Annotated in this window: 22 protein-coding genes and 1 pseudogene; 18 read left to right on the forward strand and 5 right to left on the reverse strand. The window is 72.0% G+C overall.

All coding sequences use genetic code 11. From position 1 onward, the window contains the following. Window positions 1-170 precede the first annotated feature (170 nt). From ACAX67_RS08945 to ACAX67_RS08955, 3 genes are all read left to right on the forward strand, one after another. Window positions 171-1,499 carry an ammonium transporter gene (locus ACAX67_RS08945; RefSeq protein WP_370703457.1) on the forward strand — a complete coding sequence of 443 codons (1,329 nt, stop codon included), beginning with the start codon at window positions 171-173 and terminating at the stop codon, window positions 1,497-1,499. Then, the gene (locus ACAX67_RS08950; RefSeq protein ID WP_370703458.1) at window positions 1,496-1,834 is read left to right on the forward strand and encodes a P-II family nitrogen regulator; all 339 of its coding nucleotides are present in this window, start codon (window positions 1,496-1,498) and stop codon (window positions 1,832-1,834) included. Before ACAX67_RS08945 ends, ACAX67_RS08950 begins: the two co-directional genes overlap by 4 nt. Window positions 1,835-1,916: 82 nt before the next feature. Next, window positions 1,917-4,169: a [protein-PII] uridylyltransferase gene (locus ACAX67_RS08955; RefSeq protein WP_370703459.1), complete on the forward strand. Its 2,253-nt coding sequence runs from the start codon at window positions 1,917-1,919 to the stop codon at window positions 4,167-4,169. On the opposite strand, the gene ACAX67_RS08960 is transcribed toward ACAX67_RS08955, so the two are convergent. Next, complete coding sequence (locus ACAX67_RS08960) at window positions 4,135-4,452, reverse strand: hypothetical protein (protein ID WP_370703460.1); 318 nt, start codon at window positions 4,450-4,452, stop codon at window positions 4,135-4,137. The genes ACAX67_RS08955 and ACAX67_RS08960 overlap by 35 nt on opposite strands. Before the next feature lie 101 nt (window positions 4,453-4,553). Between ACAX67_RS08960 and ffh the strand changes: the two genes are divergently transcribed. From ffh to ACAX67_RS08980, 4 genes are all read left to right on the forward strand, one after another. Continuing rightward, window positions 4,554-6,152, forward strand: a complete 1,599-nt coding sequence (ffh, locus tag ACAX67_RS08965; protein ID WP_370703461.1) for a signal recognition particle protein — start codon at window positions 4,554-4,556, stop codon at window positions 6,150-6,152. 131 nt (window positions 6,153-6,283) lie between these two features. Further along, window positions 6,284-6,664: a hypothetical protein gene (locus tag ACAX67_RS08970; RefSeq protein WP_370703462.1), complete on the forward strand. Its 381-nt coding sequence runs from the start codon at window positions 6,284-6,286 to the stop codon at window positions 6,662-6,664. 4 nt (window positions 6,665-6,668) lie between these two features. Then, window positions 6,669-7,715 carry a serine hydrolase domain-containing protein gene (locus ACAX67_RS08975; protein ID WP_370703463.1) on the forward strand — a complete coding sequence of 349 codons (1,047 nt, stop codon included), beginning with the start codon at window positions 6,669-6,671 and terminating at the stop codon, window positions 7,713-7,715. 10 nt (window positions 7,716-7,725) lie between these two features. Further along, on the forward strand, window positions 7,726-8,799 hold the full coding sequence (locus ACAX67_RS08980) for an amidohydrolase family protein (protein ID WP_370703464.1): 1,074 nt from the start codon (window positions 7,726-7,728) through the stop codon (window positions 8,797-8,799). On the opposite strand, the gene ACAX67_RS08985 is transcribed toward ACAX67_RS08980, so the two are convergent. Both ACAX67_RS08985 and ACAX67_RS08990 read right to left on the reverse strand, forming a co-directional pair. Further along, window positions 8,796-9,080 carry a hypothetical protein gene (locus ACAX67_RS08985; RefSeq protein WP_370703465.1) on the reverse strand — a complete coding sequence of 95 codons (285 nt, stop codon included), beginning with the start codon at window positions 9,078-9,080 and terminating at the stop codon, window positions 8,796-8,798. The two genes, ACAX67_RS08980 and ACAX67_RS08985, sit on opposite strands and share 4 nt — an antisense overlap. A gap of 142 nt (window positions 9,081-9,222) precedes the next feature. Next, on the reverse strand, window positions 9,223-10,110 hold the full coding sequence (locus ACAX67_RS08990) for a VanW family protein (RefSeq protein WP_370703466.1): 888 nt from the start codon (window positions 10,108-10,110) through the stop codon (window positions 9,223-9,225). Window positions 10,111-10,333: 223 nt separating this feature from the next. On the opposite strand from ACAX67_RS08990, the gene rpsP reads away from it, so the two are divergent. The 5 genes and pseudogenes from rpsP to ACAX67_RS09015 all read left to right on the forward strand — a co-directional run bounded on the left by rpsP (window position 10,334) and on the right by ACAX67_RS09015 (window position 12,826). Further along, window positions 10,334-10,849, forward strand: a complete 516-nt coding sequence (gene rpsP, locus ACAX67_RS08995; RefSeq protein ID WP_370703467.1) for a 30S ribosomal protein S16 — start codon at window positions 10,334-10,336, stop codon at window positions 10,847-10,849. Between the two features lie 4 nt (window positions 10,850-10,853). After that, a complete protein-coding gene (locus tag ACAX67_RS09000; RefSeq protein WP_370703468.1) occupies window positions 10,854-11,102 on the forward strand; it encodes an RNA-binding protein in 249 nt (82 codons plus the stop codon). Window positions 11,103-11,105: 3 nt separating this feature from the next. Then, window positions 11,106-11,675 carry a ribosome maturation factor RimM gene (rimM, locus tag ACAX67_RS09005; RefSeq protein WP_370703469.1) on the forward strand — a complete coding sequence of 190 codons (570 nt, stop codon included), beginning with the start codon at window positions 11,106-11,108 and terminating at the stop codon, window positions 11,673-11,675. Continuing rightward, window positions 11,672-12,346: pseudogene (trmD, locus tag ACAX67_RS09010) on the forward strand (tRNA (guanosine(37)-N1)-methyltransferase TrmD); the annotation flags it as partial. The gene rimM and the pseudogene trmD, both read left to right, overlap by 4 nt. Before the next feature lie 36 nt (window positions 12,347-12,382). Beyond that, window positions 12,383-12,826, forward strand: coding sequence for a GNAT family N-acetyltransferase (locus tag ACAX67_RS09015; RefSeq protein WP_370703656.1), 444 nt, complete (start codon window positions 12,383-12,385; stop codon window positions 12,824-12,826). 26 nt (window positions 12,827-12,852) lie between these two features. Here ACAX67_RS09015 and ACAX67_RS09020 read toward each other — a convergent pair whose 3' ends face one another. Together ACAX67_RS09020 and folE are read right to left on the reverse strand one after the other, a co-directional pair. Continuing rightward, window positions 12,853-14,055 carry an NAD(P)/FAD-dependent oxidoreductase gene (locus ACAX67_RS09020; protein WP_370703470.1) on the reverse strand — a complete coding sequence of 401 codons (1,203 nt, stop codon included), beginning with the start codon at window positions 14,053-14,055 and terminating at the stop codon, window positions 12,853-12,855. Next, window positions 14,052-14,693, reverse strand: coding sequence for a GTP cyclohydrolase I FolE (folE, locus tag ACAX67_RS09025; RefSeq protein WP_370703471.1), 642 nt, complete (start codon window positions 14,691-14,693; stop codon window positions 14,052-14,054). The genes ACAX67_RS09020 and folE overlap by 4 nt, the downstream gene beginning before the upstream one ends. Window positions 14,694-14,783: 90 nt before the next feature. Here folE and ACAX67_RS09030 point away from each other — a divergent pair, with 90 nt between their 5' ends. The 6 genes from ACAX67_RS09030 to ACAX67_RS09055 all read left to right on the forward strand — a co-directional run bounded on the left by ACAX67_RS09030 (window position 14,784) and on the right by ACAX67_RS09055 (window position 18,731). Then, window positions 14,784-15,473: a helix-turn-helix transcriptional regulator gene (locus ACAX67_RS09030; protein ID WP_370703472.1), complete on the forward strand. Its 690-nt coding sequence runs from the start codon at window positions 14,784-14,786 to the stop codon at window positions 15,471-15,473. Between the two features lie 59 nt (window positions 15,474-15,532). Further along, complete coding sequence (locus ACAX67_RS09035) at window positions 15,533-16,321, forward strand: hypothetical protein (protein ID WP_370703473.1); 789 nt, start codon at window positions 15,533-15,535, stop codon at window positions 16,319-16,321. 178 nt (window positions 16,322-16,499) lie between these two features. Then, a complete protein-coding gene (gene rplS, locus ACAX67_RS09040; protein ID WP_370703474.1) occupies window positions 16,500-16,871 on the forward strand; it encodes a 50S ribosomal protein L19 in 372 nt (123 codons plus the stop codon). Window positions 16,872-16,898: 27 nt separating this feature from the next. Next, the gene (lepB, locus tag ACAX67_RS09045) at window positions 16,899-17,720 is read left to right on the forward strand and encodes a signal peptidase I (RefSeq protein ID WP_370703475.1); all 822 of its coding nucleotides are present in this window, start codon (window positions 16,899-16,901) and stop codon (window positions 17,718-17,720) included. Window positions 17,721-17,733: 13 nt separating this feature from the next. Beyond that, window positions 17,734-18,414, forward strand: coding sequence for a ribonuclease HII (locus ACAX67_RS09050; RefSeq protein ID WP_370703476.1), 681 nt, complete (start codon window positions 17,734-17,736; stop codon window positions 18,412-18,414). A gap of 8 nt (window positions 18,415-18,422) precedes the next feature. After that, complete coding sequence (locus ACAX67_RS09055) at window positions 18,423-18,731, forward strand: DUF2469 domain-containing protein (protein WP_370703477.1); 309 nt, start codon at window positions 18,423-18,425, stop codon at window positions 18,729-18,731. Window positions 18,732-18,741: the final 10 nt, after the last annotated feature.

The following is an 18,741-nucleotide window of genomic DNA, read 5'->3' on the forward strand; positions in this document are numbered from 1 at the left end:
GGTCGCCGTAACAGGGAAGTAACACAGCGCGGCCGCTCGTTGCACGGCCGCAACACGGCACGGCCGGACCGGAAACCTCCCCCCAGCAGAGTCCTCGTCAACACGGGGTGACCCGGGCCGACAGAGCTGTCGGCACCGCCGCCCCAGAGACGTTGATCCCTGGAGGTTCTGTGGACGGCTACTACGCCTGGATGATCGTGGCGACAGCCCTCGTCCTGATGATGACGACACCCGCCCTGGCGCTGTTCTACGGCGGCATGAGCAGGTCCAAGTCCGTGCTCAACATGATGATGATGTCGTACGTCGCGATGGCGGTCGTCGGCATCGTCTACGTGCTGTGGGGCTGGTCGATGTCGTTCGGCTCGGAGGACGAGCTCGGCGGCCTGTTCGCCAACCCCTTCGAGCTCTTCGGGCTCGACGGTGTCGGGTGGACCTCCTACATCGCGGTGATGTTCCAGATGACCTTCGCGGTCATCACCGCCGCGCTGATCTCCGGCGCGATCGCGGACCGCGTGAAGCTGTCGTCGTGGATCGTCTTCCTGCCGCTGTGGATCACGTTCTCCTACTTCCCGATCGCCCACATGGTGTGGAGCACCGGGGTCGGCTTCATCAGCAAGCACTTCGCCGCGCAGGACTACGCCGGCGGCACGGTCGTGCACATCAACGCCGGTGTGGCCGGCCTGGTGCTCGCGCTGATCATCGGCAAGCGGGTCGGCTTCGGCAAGGAGCCGATGCGGCCGCACAACCTGACGCTCACGATGATCGGCGCCGGCCTCCTCTGGTTCGGCTGGTACGGCTTCAACGTCGGCTCGCTGGTCTTCGTCGCCGGTGACGGCGGCGAGGCGGACACCGCTCAGTTCATGAGCGAGACCGGCGTGACGTTCCTCAACACGACCATCGCGACGATGGCGGCCATGCTCGGCTGGCTGCTCGTCGAGCGGATCCTCCACGGCAAGGCCACCTCCCTCGGCGCCGCGTCGGGCATCGTGGCCGGCCTGGTCGCGATCACGCCCTCCTGCGGCGCGGTCGAGCTGCCGGGTGCCATCGCGATCGGCGCGATCGCCGGTGCGCTCTGCGCCTGGGCGGTGGGCCTGAAGTACAAGCTCGGTCTCGACGACTCCCTCGACGTGGTGGGCGTCCACCTCGTCGGCGGCATCGTGGGCACCGTCCTGATCGGCGTGTTCTCGAGCGCCGACGCCCCGGGCGGGATCGACGGGCTGTTCTACGGCGGCGGGTTCGGCTCGCTCGGCGACCAGGCCGCGGCCGCGGGCTTCGCGATCCTCTGGAGCGGCGTGGTCACCGCCCTCATCGGCTTCGCGATCAAGTACACGATCGGGTGGCGGATCTCGGCCGAGGACGAGGTCGAGGGGATCGACTTCGCCGAGCACGGCGAGTCGGCGTACGATTTCGGCCGCGACCTGGGGAGCTTCGCCAGCAGCGGCACCGCCACCACCTCGTCCGTCCTCAAGAAGACGGTCACCGAAGGAGCGAACGCATGAAGCTCGTCACCGCAGTCATCAAGCCGCACAAGTGGGAGGACGTCCGCGAGGCGCTGGAGACCTTCGGCGTGACCGGCATGACGGTCAGCGAGGTCAGCGGCTACGGCCGGCAGAAGGGGCACACCGAGGTCTACCGCGGTGCTGAGTACGACATCGCCCTGGTGCCGAAGATCCGCATCGAGATCGTCATCGACGACGCCGACACCGAGGACATCGTCGGCATCATCACCAAGACCGCGCAGACCGGTCGCATCGGTGACGGCAAGGTGTGGGTCACCCCGGTGGAGACCGTCGTCCGGGTCCGCACCGGCGACAAGGACTCCGCGGCCCTCTAGCCGGCAGGCGCCTCTTCTCCCCGCCGGGGTCGCACGCGCTGCGACCCCGGCGGGGCAGACTGCGCTCTCGTGGGGAGACGGGATGACATCAGCTGAGCGGGCCGAGCGCACCGCCGCGGCCGACGCGCTCTGCGCCGCTGCGTACGACGGCCTGGCCGGCCCGGACACGGGCGTGGCCCTGGTGGCGGTCGGCGGCTACGGCAGGGGGGAGCTGGCGCCGTACTCCGACCTCGACGTGGTGCTCGTCGCCGACGAGGGGGCCGACGGCAGCAGGTTCGCCGAGCTCGGCCAGCAGGTCTGGTACCCCATCTGGGACTCCGGCGCGAAGCTCGACCACTCGGTGCGCTCGCTGGCGGAGATGCTCGCCGCGGCGGCCTCCGACGTCCGCGTCGCGTCGGGACTCCTCGACGTGCGTCACGTCGCGGGCGACCCGAGCCTGACCCTCCGGCTCCGCTCCGAGGTGCTCGCGCAGTGGCGTCGCGACGCCCGGCTGCGCCTGCCGGAGCTGCACGAGATCGTGCTGAGCCGACACCGGCTGGTGGGGGAGCTCGCCCACCTCTCCGTGCCCGACCTCAAAGAGGCCGAGGGCGGCCTGCGCGACGCCACCGTGCTCAAGAGCCTGACCGCCACCTGGCTGGTCGACATCCCGGCCGCCGACCTGGAGCGGTCCCGGCTCCACCTCCTCGACGTCCGCGACCTGCTGCACGCCGCCGCCGGGCGTGCCACCGACCGGATCGCCCCGGAGCACTGGGCCCCCCTCGCCGAGGCGATGGGCCTGCCCGACGACCGCGCCGCCCAGCGGCAGGTCCGCGAGCTCGGCCGGCGGCTGACGCACCTCTCGCGGCTGGTCTGGCGCCGCGCCGACGACGCCGTCCGCCGTACGCCGGCGGGCCGGCCGCGTCGTCCCGAGCTCGAGCGCGTGGCACCCGGTGTGGCGCTCTCGAAGGGCGAGGTCGTCCTCGACCGCGGTGCCGACCCCACGCGTGACCCGGTGCTGCTGCTCCGCGCGGCGGCCGAGGCCGCGCGCCGCAACGCGGTGCTGGCCCCACCCACCGCTGCCCGCCTCGTGCGCGACTGCCCGCCGCTGCCCGACCCGTGGCCCGACGAGGCGCGTCAGCAGCTCGTGCGCCTGCTGGCCGCCGGGCCCGGGCTGCTGGGTGTCTGGGAGACGCTCGAGGAGACCGGCGCGCTCGCGGGCATCCTCCCGGAGTGGGAGCGGATCCGGCTCCTGCCGCACGCCTCGGTGATCCACCGCTTCACCGTCGACCGGCACGTCGTGGAGACCTGCGTCGAGGCCGGTGCCCTGATCCGCGAGGTGGCGCGGCCCGACGTGCTCGTCGTCGCCGCCCTGCTCCACGACATCGGGAAGGGCGGCACGAGCGAGCACAGCGCGGAGGGGGAGCCGATCGCCCGCGCGATCGCGACCCGGATGGGCTTCGACACCGAGGCCGTCGACCTCATCGCGCAGCTCGTGCGCTGGCACCTCCTCCTCGCGACCACGGCGACCACGCGCGACCCCGACGACCCGGCGACGATCGAGCTGCTCACCGAGCACGTGCGCTCCACCGAGGAGCTCGCCCTGCTCGCAGCCCTCACCGAGGCCGACGCCAAGGCGACCTCGGGCAAGGCGTGGACGACCTGGCGTGCCGGCCTCGTCCGCGACCTGGCGCGGCGCACCCGTCTCGCCCTCGAGCGCGGGTCCGCTCCGGCAGCGGTGGCTGTCGAGGAGATCGCGGTCCCCAAGGTGGCGCGCAAGGGTGGCGTCGCGATCGACGTCGAGACCACCGACGACGGGTCGCGCGTGACGACCGTGTCGCCCGACCGGGTCGGGCTGCTCGCCGACTGTGCCGCGACCTTCGCCCTGCAGCGGTTCGAGGTGCGCGCGGCGCGCATCTGGTCCCAGGGGGAGTACGGCGTCTCCGTGTGGGACCTCGCCGACGACCACGTCGACCCGGGGCGGCTGCGCAACGCGTTCGACGGCATCGCGTCGCGACGCGTGGACGCCGCCGCCCGCCTGGCACCACGCCGCGACCGGGGAGAGGTCGACCTCACGCCGACGGTCGTCGTACGTCCCGAGGCGAGCGACCAGGCGACGGTCGTCGAGGTGCGCACGGCCGACCGGCTCGGCATCGTCTACCTCGTCAGTGCCGCGCTCGCGGAGCTGCGGCTGTCGGTGCGCAGCGCGCACATCTCCACGCTGGGCCCCCAGGCCGTCGACGTCTTCTACGTGCAGGAGGGCGACGGTGCCCCGCTCACCGAGGAGCGTGCGGCCGCGGCCGTGGCCGCGGTGCGGGCGGCGCTCAGTCCTTCGGAGGCTGCGGACGGCCCGGGCTGACCCGGGGCATCCTGATCGTCGCCTTCATGGTGACGTGGTCGATCTCGGCCGGCCGGTCCTTGCCCTCCGCCGACGGCATGACCTCGGACTCGTGGTCCTTGGACTTGAGGTCCTGGTCGGCGCGCGCCCGGCCGGGGTCGAAGACGTCGGCGAAGCCGCCGAGGCCGTCCATGCCGGCGCTGCCGCTGGACGGGTTGCGCAGCATCTGCTGGCCCGACCAGATGACGAGCAGCAGGAGCAGCACACCGCCGACTCCCACGGCACCGATCACGACGTACGTCACTTCCTCACCCTAAGCCTCTGTCTGCCCGACGACCGCTTCGCGGATAGAGTTGCCGGGTCGTTGCCCGCCCCACCTGATCCGCCTGCCCTGAGGAACTCCCTTTGTTCGCCACCCTGTCCGACCGCCTCGCCGACACGTTCAAGAACCTTCGCGGCAAGGGCCGGCTCTCCGAGGCCGACATCGACGCGACCGCTCGCGAGATCCGCATCGCCCTGCTCGAGGCCGACGTCGCGCTGCCGGTCGTCAAGGACTTCGTGGCCGCGGTCAAGGAGCGGGCCCGGGGCGAGGAGGTCAGCCAGGCGCTGAACCCCGCGCAGCAGGTCATCAAGATCGTCAACGACGAGCTCGTCGAGATCCTCGGCGGCGAGACCCGCCGCCTGCGCTACGCCAAGTCGGGCCCGACGGTGATCATGCTCGCCGGCCTCCAGGGCGCGGGCAAGACGACCCTCGCCGCCAAGCTGGCGCTCTGGCTCAAGGAGCAGGGCAAGTCGCCGCTCCTCGTCGCGTGCGACCTCCAGCGCCCCAACGCGGTGCAGCAGCTGCAGGTCAACGGCGAGAAGGTGGGCGTGCCGGTCTTCGCGCCCGAGCCGGGCAACACCGGCGGGACCGAGCAGGGCGGCGACCCGGTCGGCGTCGCGCGCGCGTCGGTCGAGGAGGCGCGGCGCAAGCTGCACGACGTGGTCATCGTCGACACGGCCGGCCGCCTCGGCGTCGATGCCGAGATGATGGGCCAGGCCGCGGCGATCCGCGACGCCGTGCAGCCCGACGAGGTGCTCTTCGTCGTCGACGCGATGATCGGACAGGACGCGCTGGTCACGGCGCAGGCCTTCCTCGACGGCGTCGGGTACGACGGCGTGGTGCTCACCAAGCTCGACGGTGACGCGCGCGGTGGTGCCGCGCTCTCGATCCGGCAGGTGACCGGCCGGCCGGTCATGTTCGCCAGCTCCGGCGAGAAGATGACCGACTTCGACGTCTTCCACCCCGACCGGATGGCCTCCCGCATCCTCGACATGGGTGACGTCCTCACCCTCATCGAGCAGGCCGAGAAGGCCTTCGACCAGGAAGAGGCCCTCAAGGCCGCGCAGAAGCTGAGCGGGCAGGGGGGCGAGTTCACCCTCGACGACTTCCTGTCGCAGATGCAGCAGATCAAGAAGCTCGGCTCGATGACGAAGATCCTCAAGATGCTCCCGGGCGCGGGCCAGATCCGTGAGCAGCTGGAGAACTTCGACGAGCGGGAGATCGACCGCGTGGAGGCGATCATCCGCTCGATGACGCCGGCGGAGCGCAACAACCCGAAGATGATCGACGGCTCGCGCCGCGCCCGCATCGCGAAGGGCTCGGGCCGCACGGTCGCCGACGTCAACGGCCTGGTCGACCGGTTCTTCGAAGCCCGCAAGATGATGATGCAGATGGCCAAGGGCGGCGGCTTCGCCGGCGTCCCCGGCATGCCTGGCGTGCCGGGCATGGGTGGTCCGGGCGGCAAGCGGGGCAAGGGCAAGCAGGCGCAGAAGTCCAAGGGCAAGGGCGGCCAGCGCCGCTCGGGCAACCCCGCGAAGGCGGCCCAGGAGGCCGCTGCAGCGAAGGAGAAGGCCGCCCAGCAGGCCGCCAACCCCTTCGGCCTCCCGCCCGAGGACGTGGACTACGAGGCAGCGGCCGCCAACCTCGACCTGCCCAAGGACTTCTCCAAGTTCCTGAAGTAGGCGGCGGATCGCCCGCCGTTCGCCAGGCGACCGCCCGCAGGGGTGCTCGACGAGCGGGTAGCGTTGCTGCTCGTGAGGGGCGTCGATCGGGGTCGTGCGGGCGCCCAGCGTCGTGACTCTGAGGAGCCGTGGTGAGCCGCCCGGGCACCACCGTCCTCATCGTCGACGGCGCGAACGTCGTGGGGGCTCGCCCCGACGGGTGGTGGAAGGACCGCGCGGGGGCGGCGCGGCGGCTGCACGAGCAGCTCCTGGTGGCCGACGTGCCGCAGGACGTGGTGGTCCTGGTCCTCGAGGGTGGTGCGAAGGCCGGCGTACGACCGGGGCGTGACGCGCACGTCCGCACCGTGCACGCGCCGAAGGACGGCGACTCGACGATCCTCGCGCAGGCGCGTGCGGCTGCGGAGCGCGGCGACCGGGTGACGGTGGTCACCGCCGACCGCGCCCTCGACGCGCGCCTGGCCGGGGTGGGAGCGACCACGGTCGGCCCGACCTGGCTGCTCTCCCTACTCTGAGGCCATGCATCCCCTCGTCTCTGTGCTCGACGACCTCGAAGCCTCCGGCCGCGAGCCCGGGGGAGCCGCCTGCGTCGTTCGCGACGGCGAGATCGAGGTCGAGCACCACGTCGGCACCCGCGACGGCACCGCGCCGTGGGACGCCGAGACGATCGTCATGTCGTACTCCGTGGCGAAGCCGTTCGCGGCGCTCACCGTGCTGACGGCGGTGGCTGACGGCGCGCTCGGGCTCGACCAGCGGGTCGCCGAGCTGTGGCCGGCCTACGCCGCCGCGGGCAAGGAGGCGACGACGGTGCGCCACGTGCTCTCGCACGCCGCCGGCCTGGCGTTCTTCCCCGAGGCCGCCGCCGACGTGGAGTACGACGACCGCGATGCCCTCGTGGCGATGCTGGCCGCGGCGGCACCGGCCCACGAGCCCGGGGCCGGGGTCGCCGAGCACGCGCTGACCTACGGCCACCTGTGCGACGAGATCCTGCGCCGCGCGACGGGGGAGGACCTCGCCGACCGGTTCGCCGCGATCGCGGCGGCGCACGGCTGGGACCTCCACCTCCGCGTCGCCCCGGCCGACCTGGGTCGCGTGGCCGACGTGACGATCATCGACCCCGGGTGGTCCGCGCGCTACGACGACGACCCGCGCTGGGGCCCGGCCCTCGGCCGCCCCGGCGGCCTGCGCGACCCCGAGGTGCTCAACTCGGTGCGGTTCCGCACGACGAGCTTCCCGGCGGTCGCGATGCACGCCTCGGCCCGCGGGCTGGCCCGGTTCTACGGCGACCTGATGGCGACCGACGGCCCGGTCGCGACGCTGCTCGGGCCCGACCTGCACGCCGCCTACGTCGGTCCTGCCGCCACCGGCCACGACGGCGTGCTGGACCGCGAGGTCACCTGGACCCTCGGCTTCCAGGTCGACGACGAGGACATCGGCATGGGCGGTGCGGGCGGCTGCAGCGCGTGGTGGTCCTTCCGCGGCCGCCACGGCGCCGGCTTCGTGAGCCGCGGGCTGGGCGGTCACGACCGCAGCGAGGCGGTGTGGGAGGCGCTGGAGGGCCGGTAGGTTCGGGGTCGTGACGACCCCGCTGCGCTTCCACGGTCCGGTCCTGCCCGACGGAGAGGTGCGCGACCTCTTCGTCGTCGACGGGCGGGTCACCTACGAGCCCCAGGCGGGTGCCGACACGGCCGCGGAGGGCTGGATCGTGCCCGGCCTGGTCGATGCCCACAACCACCTCGGCATGGACGACGGCGGCGCGGTCGGCGACGCCGAGACCGAGCAGCAGGCCGTCGCCGACCGCGACACGGGGGTGCTGCTGCTCCGCGACTGCGGGTCCCCGGCCGACACCCGCTGGGTGCAGGAGCGCGAGGACCTGCCGCGGCTGATCCGGGCCGGCCGCCACGTCGCGCGCACCAAACGCTACATCAGGAACTACGCGGTCGAGGTGGAGCCCGAGGACCTCGTCGACACGGTCGCCGAGCAGGCCGCCGCCGGCGACGGCTGGGTCAAGCTGGTCGGCGACTGGATCTCCCGCGACGAGGGGGACCTCATGCCGTCCTTCCCGGACGACGCCGTGGCCGGCGCGATCGGCACCGCCCACGCGCTCGGTGCGCGGGTCACCGCCCACTGCTTCAGCGAGGCGTCGCTCTCGCCGCTCCTCGACGCCGGCATCGACTGCATCGAGCACGGCACCGGGCTGCGGGAGCACCACATCGAGAAGATGCTGGCGGGCGGGGTGGCCCTGGTACCGACCGTGCAGCAGACCGACAAGTTCCCGGAGTACGTCGACGCGGCGCGCGACCGGTTCCCGGCGTACGCGTCGACGATGGAGTCACTGCACCGCTCGCGTCGCGACGTGCTGATGGCGGCCTACGAGGCCGGCATCGAGCTCTACGTCGGCAGCGACGGTGGCGGCAGCGCCCGTCACGGCTGCCTGCACGAGGAGATCGGGGCGATGGTCGAGATGGGGCTGCCCGCGTCGTACGTCCTCGGCGCCGCCTCCTGGCGCGCGCGGGCGTGGCTGGGCTGGAACCCTGGCCTCGACGAGGGCGACCCGGCCGACTTCGTGGTCTACCCGAGCAACCCGGTCGACGACCTCGGCGTGCTGGCCAGGCCGTCGTACGTCGTGCTGCGGGGCCGCTCCTACTAGCGGAAGCGGTAGCCGCCGCGCTCCAGCTCGTCCTGGGCCATCTCGAGGTGGTCGCTCGCGGCACCGATCTCGGCCCAGGTGCTGGTGTCGGTGACCTCGAGCGCCAGCTCGAAGGCCGTCTCGATGTGTGCGACGGCCAGCGGATATCCGTGGGCCGCCTCGAGCAGGGTCTCCGCGCGGTGCACCACACGGGTGGCGAGCACGTAGTTGTCGTGGGTCTGGGGCTCCTCGAAGCGCGGCGAGCGGAGGGGCGCCGAGACGGGGTGTTGAAGTGTCGTCATCGGCCTGTCCTCTCGTGATGCCTGCGACGTCGAACACTGCGATCCTGCCCGCCGGGGCCCGGTCCTGGGACCCCTCTGGCGGGCAGGCCTGGATGGTCCGAGGTGACTAGGGCGACCGACGGATCGGCGAGCCCGGTCGGCGTCAGGCGGGGACGTCGACGATGTCGACGCCCTCGGGGAGGTACTTCACGAGGGCGCAGTTGCTCTTGACCAGCTCCTCGCCGAGCGTGTCGCCGGTCCGGCGATCGATCACGGTCCGCCAGATCTCGTTGCGGCGGAACACGCGGCCGTCGTACCTCAGGAACTGCTCGTCGCGGGCGAACACGGAGTAGCTCGTCGCGACCTCGCGGTCGGCGCGGAGCTCGCCCTTCAGCAGCCGGTCGCCGACGTCGACGAGCAGCTGGAAGGTGGTGTCGGTGTCGTTGCGCACGACGAGGTCGACGTAGTTGTAGACGATCGAGCACCCCACGCCCCAGGGGAGCACCCGCCCGTTGTCGGGGAACGGGTCGAAGCTGTGCTCGGAACGCTCCACGACGGTGAGGGGCGAGTGCAGGAACATCCAGTGCAGCAGGTTCGCGAGCTGGCAGATCCCGCCGCCGACGCCGGCCTCCGCGTCGCCGTTGGAGAGCTTCATGCCCTCGACGTAGCCCTTGCGGCGGGTGCAGTTCCCGACCACCTTGTTGAAGGAGAAGGTCTCGCCGGGCGCGATGAGGATCCCGTCGACCCGACGGCTCGCGAGCCGCAGGTTGGTCACCTTGTTGTGCTGCAGCCACATCTGGCTCTCGCCGAGCTGACGCAGCAGCAGCGACCGGTGCTTCTTCACCCGCGGACCGATCGGGTCGGCGGAGCGCTGCGAGGCCCACCGCTCGTCGCCGGTGACCCACCGCAACCGGCGCCGCGCGCGGTGCAGGCGTACGGCGACGGGGAACAGCGCCGGGTGGCGCTCGGTGAGCCGCGGGGGCGCCGAGATGCGCGCGGGCGGCACGAACGGGGCGGGCAGAGCGGCGGGGTGCTCCGAGAGGGTGGTCATGCCCGGTTGACGCTCGGGGGTGCCGTCCGGTTGCGTCACATCGGCAAGTGTGTGGCCGAGATTCGGCTGCGCGCCGGGATTCTGGCAGAATGCGGCGCTGAGTTCTGTGACGTCCGGACCCTCTCTTCCGGTCGCTGCAGCGCCATCGATCCGCTTCGCCGAGTGTTCCCCACCTGGTCGCGGTGGATCACCCACCACGAGTTCTCAAGGAGACACCACAAACGTGGCCGTCAAGATCCGTTTGAAGCGCCTGGGCAAGGTCCGGGTGCCGCAGTACCGCATCGTCATCGTCGACTCGCGCAAGAAGCGCGACGGCAAGGTGCTCGAGGAGATCGGCAAGTACCACCCCAAGGAGGACCCGTCGTACATCGACGTCGTCTCCGACCGGGCGCAGTACTGGCTGGGTGTCGGCGCGCAGCCGACCGAGGCCGTCGAGGCGATCCTCAAGGTCACCGGTGACTGGCAGAAGTTCAAGGGCATCGACGGCGCCGAGGGCACCCTCAAGGTCAAGGAGCCCAAGCGCGACAAGCTCGAGGTCTTCAACGAGGCCCTCAAGGAGGCCGCCAACGAGCCCAAGGGCGCCGCGGTGACCACCAAGAAGAAGGCGGAGAAGAAGGTCGAGGAGGCTCCCGCCGAGGAGACCCCCGCGGCCGAGGCCCCCGCCGAGCCTGCTGCCGAGGCCCCCGCCGAGGAGGCTCCCGCCGAGGAGACCCCCGCCGCCGAGAGCACCGAGGCCTGATCCGGTGCTCGCCGACGCGCTGGAGCACCTCGTCCGCGGAGTGGTCGACCACCCCGACGACGTCGTGGTGCGCGACAAGCAGCAGCGCCGCGGGTCGGTGCTCGAGGTCCGGGTGCATCCCGACGACCTCGGCAAGGTGATCGGGCGCGGGGGCCGCACGGCCACCGCGTTCCGCACCGTGGTCTCGGCCCTCGCCGGCAACGGCGGGACCCGGATCGACTTCGTCGACGTGGACCGACCCGGACGCCGCTGAGCGTTGGAGTCGATCGAGGTCGTCGTCGGTCGCATCGGGAAGCCCCACGGCATTCGCGGTGAGGTGACCGTCGACGTCCGCACCGACGAGCCGGAGAAGCGTTACGTCCCCGGGGTCCGGCTGCTCGCGCAGCCGCCCCGGGGTTCGGCTTTTTCGGCCACCACCTTGAAGGTGCGCCGGATCCGCTGGCACCAGTCGACGCTGCTGGTCGCCTTCGACGAGATCCCCGACCGCAACGCGGCCGAGGCCGCTCGCGGCGTCGTGCTGCGCGCGACCGTCCCGGCCGACGAGACGCCGGATGACCCGGACGAGTTCTACGACCACCAGCTGGTCGGTCTGCAGGCGTACGACGTCGACGGCACCCACCTCGGCGAGGTCACCGGCCTCGTGCACGGCGCCCAGGACCTGCTGCAGGTCAGGGCGCTCGACGGGCGGGACGCGCTGGTGCCGTTCGTGACGGCACTCGTGCCCGAGGTCGACGTGGCTGCCGGTCGGGTGGTCGTCGCCGACCGCCCGGGGCTGGTGAGCCCGTTCCCCGAGGATGCCGACCGCGACGACGAGGGCGAGCAGTGAGGCTCGACTACCTCACGATCTTCCCCGACTACCTCGCACCCCTGCGCCTCTCGCTGCCGGGCAAGGCTGTCGAGAGCGGCCTCCTCGAGCTGCACGTGCACGACCTGCGGCAGTGGACCCACGACAAGCACCGCACCGTCGACGACACGCCGTACGGCGGCGGCGCCGGGATGGTGCTGAAGCCCGAGCCCTTCGGTGAGGCCTTCGACGCCCTCGGCCTCGGAAGCGGCGACACGGTCGTCTTCACGACCCCGTCGGGAGAGCCCTTCGACCAGCGCACGGCCGAGGAGCTCTCGACCCGCAAGCGGCTGGTCTTCGCCTGCGGTCGCTACGAGGGCATCGACCAGCGGGTGATCGACCACGCGCGGCTGGTCGCCGACGTGCGCGAGATCAGCCTCGGCGACTACGTGCTCAACGGGGGAGAGGTCGCCGCGCTCGCGATCACCGAGGCCGTCGTCCGGTTGCTGCCCGGCTTCATGGGCAACGCCGCCTCGCTGGTCGAGGAGTCGCACGCGGAGGACGGCCTGCTCGAGTACCCCGTCTACACCAAGCCCCCCGTCTGGGAGGGCCGTGAGGTGCCCGCCGTGCTGCGGTCGGGCGACCACGGCGCGATCGAGCGGTGGCGTCGCGCGGAGGCGCGCCGCCGTACCGCCGAACGGCGACCGGACCTGCTGGCCCCCTCGGCCCTCGACGACGGCACGCCGATCGTGCGCGCGGTCGCGGCCGACGCCCCCGAGCTGCTCACCCTGCAGCTCGCCTGTTGGGTCCAGGAGGCCTTCGACAACCCCGGCGCCCACATCCCCGCGCTGCACGAGTCGCTCGACGACGTGCGCCACTGGCTCGGCACGTGGGACACCTACGTGGTGCGGCGCGCGGGCCGTCTGGTCGCGGCCGTGCGCGCCAGGCTCGAGGGCGACGCCTGGGACATCGGCCGGGTCATGGTCGCCCCTGACCTGCAGGGGCAGGGCGTCGGACGGGTGCTCCTCGAACACATCCAGGCCGTCGCGCCGGCCGAGGCGACCTCCTACGTCCTCTTCACCGGTGCGGGCAGCCTGCGCAACCAGCGGATGTACAAGAAGGCGGGCTTCCGCCTCCGGCGCGACCTCCCCGCGCCCGAGGGCGCCGTCATCCTGACCAAGCCGCGCCGGTAGCGCTCGCACCCGCCCCGGTGCGGTCGCTAGAGGTCGCCCAGGTCCCTCGCCGGGTCGCGGAGGCCGTCGGGGACGGGGCCGCCGACCAGGCGCCTGAGGTGGTCGCTCGCGTCCCAGTCGTTGGCCTGCATGCCCGCGACGACGCGGTCGTCCTTCAACCAGAACGCGGTGAACACGGCCTTGCCGAGGTCGCCGCGCACGACCACCTCGTCGTGGCCGGCCCGTCCGACGTGGCCGACGTACTCCATGCCGAGGTCGTACTGGTCGGTGAAGAAGTAGGGCATCGCCTCGTACGGCGCGTCGTCGCCGAGCATGCCGCCGGCCGCGTGGCGGCCCTGCTTGATGGCGTTGTCCCAGTGCTCGACGCGCAGCCGGCCCAGCGCCGGGTGGTCGTGGTTCGCGACATCGCCTGCCGCCCACACCGCGGGGTCGGTCGTGCGCAGGCGCGCATCGACCAGGATGCCGTTGTCGGTGTCGAGCCCGGACTCGGCGGCCAGGTGGTCGTCGGGCGCGGCGCCGATGCCGACGACGACCAGGTCCGGCCTGAGCCGGGTGCCGTCGGAGAGCGAGAGCGTCCCGTCGGCCATCTGGTCCACGCTGGTGCCCAGGCGGAGGTCCACGCCGTGCGATCGGTGGAGATCGGCGAAGACCGGGGCGAGCTCGGGTCCCAGGACGGCCTGCAGGGGGAGCGGGGCGCTCTCGACGACCGTGACCGAGGCACCGGCCGTCCGCGCCGCGGCCGCGACCTCGAGGCCGATCCAGCCGGCGCCGACGACCGCGATGTCGCCACCCAGTGCCTCCTTCAGGGCGAGCGCGTCGTCGAGGGTGCGCAGGTAGGCGACCGGGATGCCGCTGCCGTCGAGGGCGGGCAGCCGTCGCGGTTGCGCGCCGGTGGCGACCAGGAGGCGGTCGTAAGGGATCTCGTCGTCGCCGACGACGACCACGCGCCGTCCGCGGTCGATCCGCCGGGCCGGGGCGCCGAGACGGAGGTCGACGTCCTTGTCGTCGTACCAGTCGGGCTCGTGGACGAAGACCGAGTCGACGTCGTCGCTGCCGAGGAGCAGACCCTTCGACAGCGGCGGGCGCTCGTAGGGCAGGTGCGGCTCGGCGCCTACGAGGGTGAGGACGCCGTCGTACCCACGCTCACGCAGCTCCTCGACCGCCCGGGCCGCAGCCAGGCCGCCTCCGAGGACGACGACCTGCTGGGGGGTCTCGGGGAGGTCGCTCATCGCGCGACCTTGGTGAGCGCCAGGAACTCCGCCCTGCTGCGGGCGTCGTCGCGCAGCCGGCCGAACAGGGCGGAGGTGAGCGTCCGCGTGCCGGGCACCCGCGCGCCGCGCAGGCTCATGCAGGTGTGCTCCGCCTCGATCACCACGCCGACGCCGTCGGGCTCGAGCTGCTGCTGGAGGTGGTCGGCGATGCGCTTGGTCAGCCGCTCCTGGGTCTGCGGCCGGCGAGCGTGGAACTCGACCATCCGAGCGAACTTCGACAGCCCCAGGATGCGGGCGCCCGGAAGGTAGCCGACGTGCGCGACGCCGGTGAAGGGCAGCATGTGGTGCTCGCACAGCGACTGCACGGGGATGTCCTGCACGAGCACGAGCTCGTCGTACTTCTCCTCGTTGGGGAAGGTGGTCAGCTCGAACTCCGGTGCGGTCGTCATCTCGAGGAGCGCATGGGCCATCCGGCGCGGCGTCTCCGCGAGGTTCTCGTCGGTGAGGTCCAGACCGAGCGCGGTGAGCAGCGACGTCGCGGCGGCCTCGACGGCGGCGGGGTCCGAGGTCGCGGGCGGGCGGGCGATCCTGGGACGCCAGTGGGGCGGAGCATCCGCCGCGTCGTTCGCGGTGGGGAAGTCTGCGGTGGCGCTCATCCGGTCTCTCCTCTTCTAAAAGCCGAAGAAGTCGAAACTAGAAGTCCGGTCTCTGTTGTGTCAAGGGGTTTGTGTTTTAGACTGCTCCCCATGCACCTGGGCGAGCAAGCGGCGAGCATCGGGGCCCTGGCCGACGACACCCGGCGGGCGCTCTACGCCTACGTCGCCGCGCAGCCCGACCCCGTCGGGCGCGAGCAGGCCGCAGCCGCTCTCGGCATCGCCCAGCACAACGTCAACTTCCACCTCGACCGCCTGGTCGACGAGGGACTGCTGGAGGTGGAGTACCGCCGGCTGAGCGGCCGCACCGGTCCCGGCGCCGGACGGCCGAGCAAGCTCTACCGGCGGTCGCGGCGCGAGTACGCCGTCTCGCTGCCCGAGCGGCGCTACGACCTCGCCGGCGGGATCCTCGCGGCGGCGGTCGAGCTCGCGGCCGGGGGCGTCGACCTCCCGGAGGCACTGCGGGCCGCTGCCCACCAGGAGGGGCGCGCTCTCGGGAGCGCCGAGCCCGTGAGAGGCGAGGAGGACGCCCTCGCGGCCACCGCGCGCCTGCTCGCCGCGCAGGGCTACGAGCCGCACCTGGCGGACGGGGTCGTCTCGCTGACCAACTGTCCCTTCGACGCCCTGGCGCAGAAGCACACGGCGCTCGTCTGCGGGCTCAACAAGGACTTCGTCGAGGGTCTGGCGGTCGGATCGGGCTGCGCCGGGGTGAGTGCGTCGCTGGAGCCCGAGCCCGACCGGTGCTGCGTGAAGGTGCGGGCCGGAGACCCGCCGCGCGGGTAGCAGGCAAAGGTCTGCCGATTCGGCCGCCCGCGGCGCACGGGATGGGGTAGGAACGGGGGATGGGCTCCCCTGGGGGTCGGCGGCTCCGCCCGCTGGCAGTCCTCTGCGCGCTGCTGCTGGTGGCGTGGGGAGTCGCGTGCGCAGCGTCCCTGGTCGCCCAGGTCCAGACCTGGAACGACGTCGGATGGCCCGACGAGCACACCGACGGCGAGGTTGTCGCCGCGCTGGTGCTCTTTCTCGCGGCGGCCTCGAGCGGGTGCTGGGCCGCGGTGTGGGGGCTCTTCGGTCTCGGCTGGCGGCCTCCTCTCCACCTCGCCGCGCTGTCGCTGCTCGTCGCGGTCGCCCTGGAGGTCGCCGCCAACGTCGTGCAGGCGGGCTACCTCAACCAGTTCGACAGCGGCTGGACCCTCGGCGACCAGCTGCGGCTGTACGGCGACCGGGTGACCTTCTCCGCCGAGGGCCTGGCCGGGGACCAGGAGACGCGCCAGTTCCTGGTCGCGCTGCCCCTGGTGAGTGCTGTCGTGCCGTTGGTGGCCTGGCTCGTGGTGCTGGCGACGGGCGCCGGGCGCAGGCGTCCGGCGGCCTACGGGCACGGCGCGCCGGCGTACGCGCAGACGTATCCGCAGGCGTATCCGCAGCCCTACGCCCCGCCGGACCAGCAGCCTCCAGCCACCTACCCCCAGCCGCCTGCCCCGGTGCAGCGCGCCGCGTGGCAGGACGTGCCGCCGGTGCTGCCGCGGGTCCGACCCGCCCCTCCTCCTGCTCCTCCCACTGCGCCGCCCCCGCCGCCGGGTCGGCCGGACCAGCAGCAGACCCTGCCCTACCGGCCTCCACCGGGCGGCGCCTGAGCCGATTGGCGATTACCGACGCTGTCGGGACCTGTGCGATGATCGTCCGTCGGCGATGTGGACGCCTTGAGCGTTGACCGGGTCCTGCCACAGGGGGACCGTCACCCCGCACCGCCACCACGAACAACCACGACCCCGACATCCGCGGCTGACCTGTGTGCACTCGCGAGGAGCCATCATGAGCAACGCATCCGTTCCCGGCCCGTCCATCGTCGCCGAGCTCGGCAACAGCGCGAAGCGCGAGGACATCCCCGCCTTCCGCGCCGGTGACACCGTCAAGGTGCACGTCAAGGTCGTCGAGGGCAGCCGCTCGCGCGTCCAGATCTTCCAGGGTGTCGTGATCCGGATCCACGGCAGCGGCGTCGGCCGCACCTTCACCGTCCGCAAGGTCTCCTTCGGCGTCGGTGTCGAGCGGACCTTCCCGCTCCACTCGCCGATCTTCGAGCAGATCGAGATCGTCACCCGCGGTGACGTGCGTCGCGCCAAGCTCTACTACCTGCGCAACCTGCGGGGCAAGGCCGCCAAGATCAAGGAGCGCCGCGAGGCCTGATCGGGGCACTGGCTAGAGTCAGTAGCTGTGACGACCGACGCCCCAGGGGACCGCGAGTCGATCGAGGAGGTCCCTGAGGACTCCGTCGGCGACCAGGCACCTCCGCCCGCGACCGGGCCGGCCAAGAAGCACGACGATCGCAAGCACCTCCCGGTGTGGCAGGAGAGCTTTCTGCTGCTCGGGATCGCGCTCGTGCTCGCGATCGTCATCAAGACGTTCTTCGTGCAGGCGTTCTACATCCCCTCGGAGTCCATGGAGCCGGGGCTGATCGAGAACGACCGCATCCTGGTGCAGAAGGTCTCCTACTGGTTCGGCGGCGACCCGCAGCGCGGGGACGTCGTGGTCTTCAAGGACCCGGGCGGGTGGCTGACGGGCGAGGAGCCCGAGCCGACCGGCCTGGCCAAGGTGTTGTCGAAGGTCGGGCTCTACCCGACCGGCGGTCACCTGGTGAAGCGCGTCATCGGCACCGAGGGCGACGTCATCAAGTGCTGCGACGACAAGGGCCGGCTGATGGTCAACGGCGAGCCGATCGACGAGTCGTCCTACATCGCGCCGCGCAAGACGTGCGCGGGTGACAGCACCTACGCCGGCTTCGCCTGCGACTGGACGATCGGTCCGGTGCCGAAGGGCAAGCTGTTCGTGATGGGCGACAACCGCGGGCGGTCGGCCGACTCCCGCGCGCACGCCTGCCCGCCCGACACCGACCCCTGCACGCAGAGCCCGTGGGTCAGCACCGACCTCGTCGTGGGCAAGGTGTTCGCGCTCGTGTGGCCGCGCGACCGCTGGGACTGGATCAGCAACCCCGGCGTGTTCGACGACGTGCCCGACGACCCGCCGGCCGACAACTGATCGGTCCGGGTCGATGTCGACACTGCCCCGTGGCCTGACCGTACGGCGTGACGCCGGCCTCTACGGCTACGAGCGCGCGCTGCGTCGTCACGGCATCGAGCCGATCGCGGGCGTCGACGAGGCCGGCCGTGGTGCCTGCGCCGGGCCCCTTGTCGCAGGGGCGGCGATCCTGCCCGACGGCAAGGCCGGGATCGTGCCGGGGCTCGCCGACTCCAAGCTGCTCACCGCCAAGGCGCGCGAGCGCTGCTACGAGCAGGTGGTCCGGCGCGCCGTCGCGTGGTCCGTGGTCGTGATGTCGCACGAGGAGTGCGACCGGCTCGGCATGCACGTCGCCAACGTGGAGGCGCTTCGGCGTGCGGCCGCGAAGCTCGACGTGGCGCCGTCGTACGTCCTGACCGACGGGTTCCCCGTCGACGGCCTGGGCTCGCCCGGCCTCGCCGTGTGGAAGGGCGACCGGGTAGCGGCCTGCGTCGCCGCGGCCTCGGTGATCGCGAAGGTCACGCGCGACCGGCTCATGGACGAGCTCGACGTGGAGTGGCCGGCCTACGACTTCAAGACGCACAAGGGCTACATCACGCCGACGCACGCTGCAGCACTCGACGAGCACGGTCCCTCGCCGATCCACCGGATGCGGTTCGTCAACGTGCGACGCGCGGCGGGCCTCGAGGACGGGTCCTTCGAGGCGGCCCTATAGTCGGCACCGTGAGTGCCGAGGAGCTCGAGAAGTACGAGACCGAGCAGGAGCTGCGGCTCTACCGCGAGTACCGCGACGTGGTGAAGATCTTCAAGTACGTCGTCGAGACCGACCGCCGGTTCTACCTCTGCAACTCCGTCGACGTGAAGGCGCGCACCGAGGCGGGCGAGGTCTTCTTCGAGGTCACGATCAGCGACGCCTGGGTCTGGGACATGTACCGGCCCGCACGCTTCGCGAAGAACGTGAAGGTGCTGACGTTCAAGGACGTCAACGTCGAGGAGCTCGCGACCTCCGACATCGAGCCGCCCAAGGCCTGAGGTCCTGGTC

Origin of the sequence: Nocardioides candidus, assembly GCF_041321175.1 — a bacterium.
GTDB lineage: Bacteria > Actinomycetota > Actinomycetes > Propionibacteriales > Nocardioidaceae > Nocardioides.

Excerpts from the sequence above, each read along its gene's own strand:
- ACAX67_RS08950 (WP_370703458.1), top strand. The coding sequence starts at position 1,496 with ATGAAGCTCGTCACCGCAGTCATCAAGCCGCACAAGTGGGAGGACGTC.
- ACAX67_RS08955 (WP_370703459.1), top strand. The coding sequence starts at position 1,917 with ATGACATCAGCTGAGCGGGCCGAGCGCACCGCCGCGGCCGACGCGCTC.
- ACAX67_RS08975 (WP_370703463.1), top strand. The coding sequence starts at position 6,669 with ATGCATCCCCTCGTCTCTGTGCTCGACGACCTCGAAGCCTCCGGCCGC.
- ACAX67_RS08985 (WP_370703465.1), bottom strand. The coding sequence starts at position 9,080 with ATGACGACACTTCAACACCCCGTCTCGGCGCCCCTCCGCTCGCCGCGC.
- ACAX67_RS08990 (WP_370703466.1), bottom strand. The coding sequence starts at position 10,110 with ATGACCACCCTCTCGGAGCACCCCGCCGCTCTGCCCGCCCCGTTCGTG.
- ACAX67_RS09020 (WP_370703470.1), bottom strand. The coding sequence starts at position 14,055 with ATGAGCGACCTCCCCGAGACCCCCCAGCAGGTCGTCGTCCTCGGAGGC.
- folE (WP_370703471.1), bottom strand. The coding sequence starts at position 14,693 with ATGAGCGCCACCGCAGACTTCCCCACCGCGAACGACGCGGCGGATGCT.
- ACAX67_RS09030 (WP_370703472.1), top strand. The coding sequence starts at position 14,784 with ATGCACCTGGGCGAGCAAGCGGCGAGCATCGGGGCCCTGGCCGACGAC.
- ACAX67_RS09035 (WP_370703473.1), top strand. The coding sequence starts at position 15,533 with ATGGGCTCCCCTGGGGGTCGGCGGCTCCGCCCGCTGGCAGTCCTCTGC.
- rplS (WP_370703474.1), top strand. The coding sequence starts at position 16,500 with ATGAGCAACGCATCCGTTCCCGGCCCGTCCATCGTCGCCGAGCTCGGC.
- ACAX67_RS09050 (WP_370703476.1), top strand. The coding sequence starts at position 17,734 with ATGTCGACACTGCCCCGTGGCCTGACCGTACGGCGTGACGCCGGCCTC.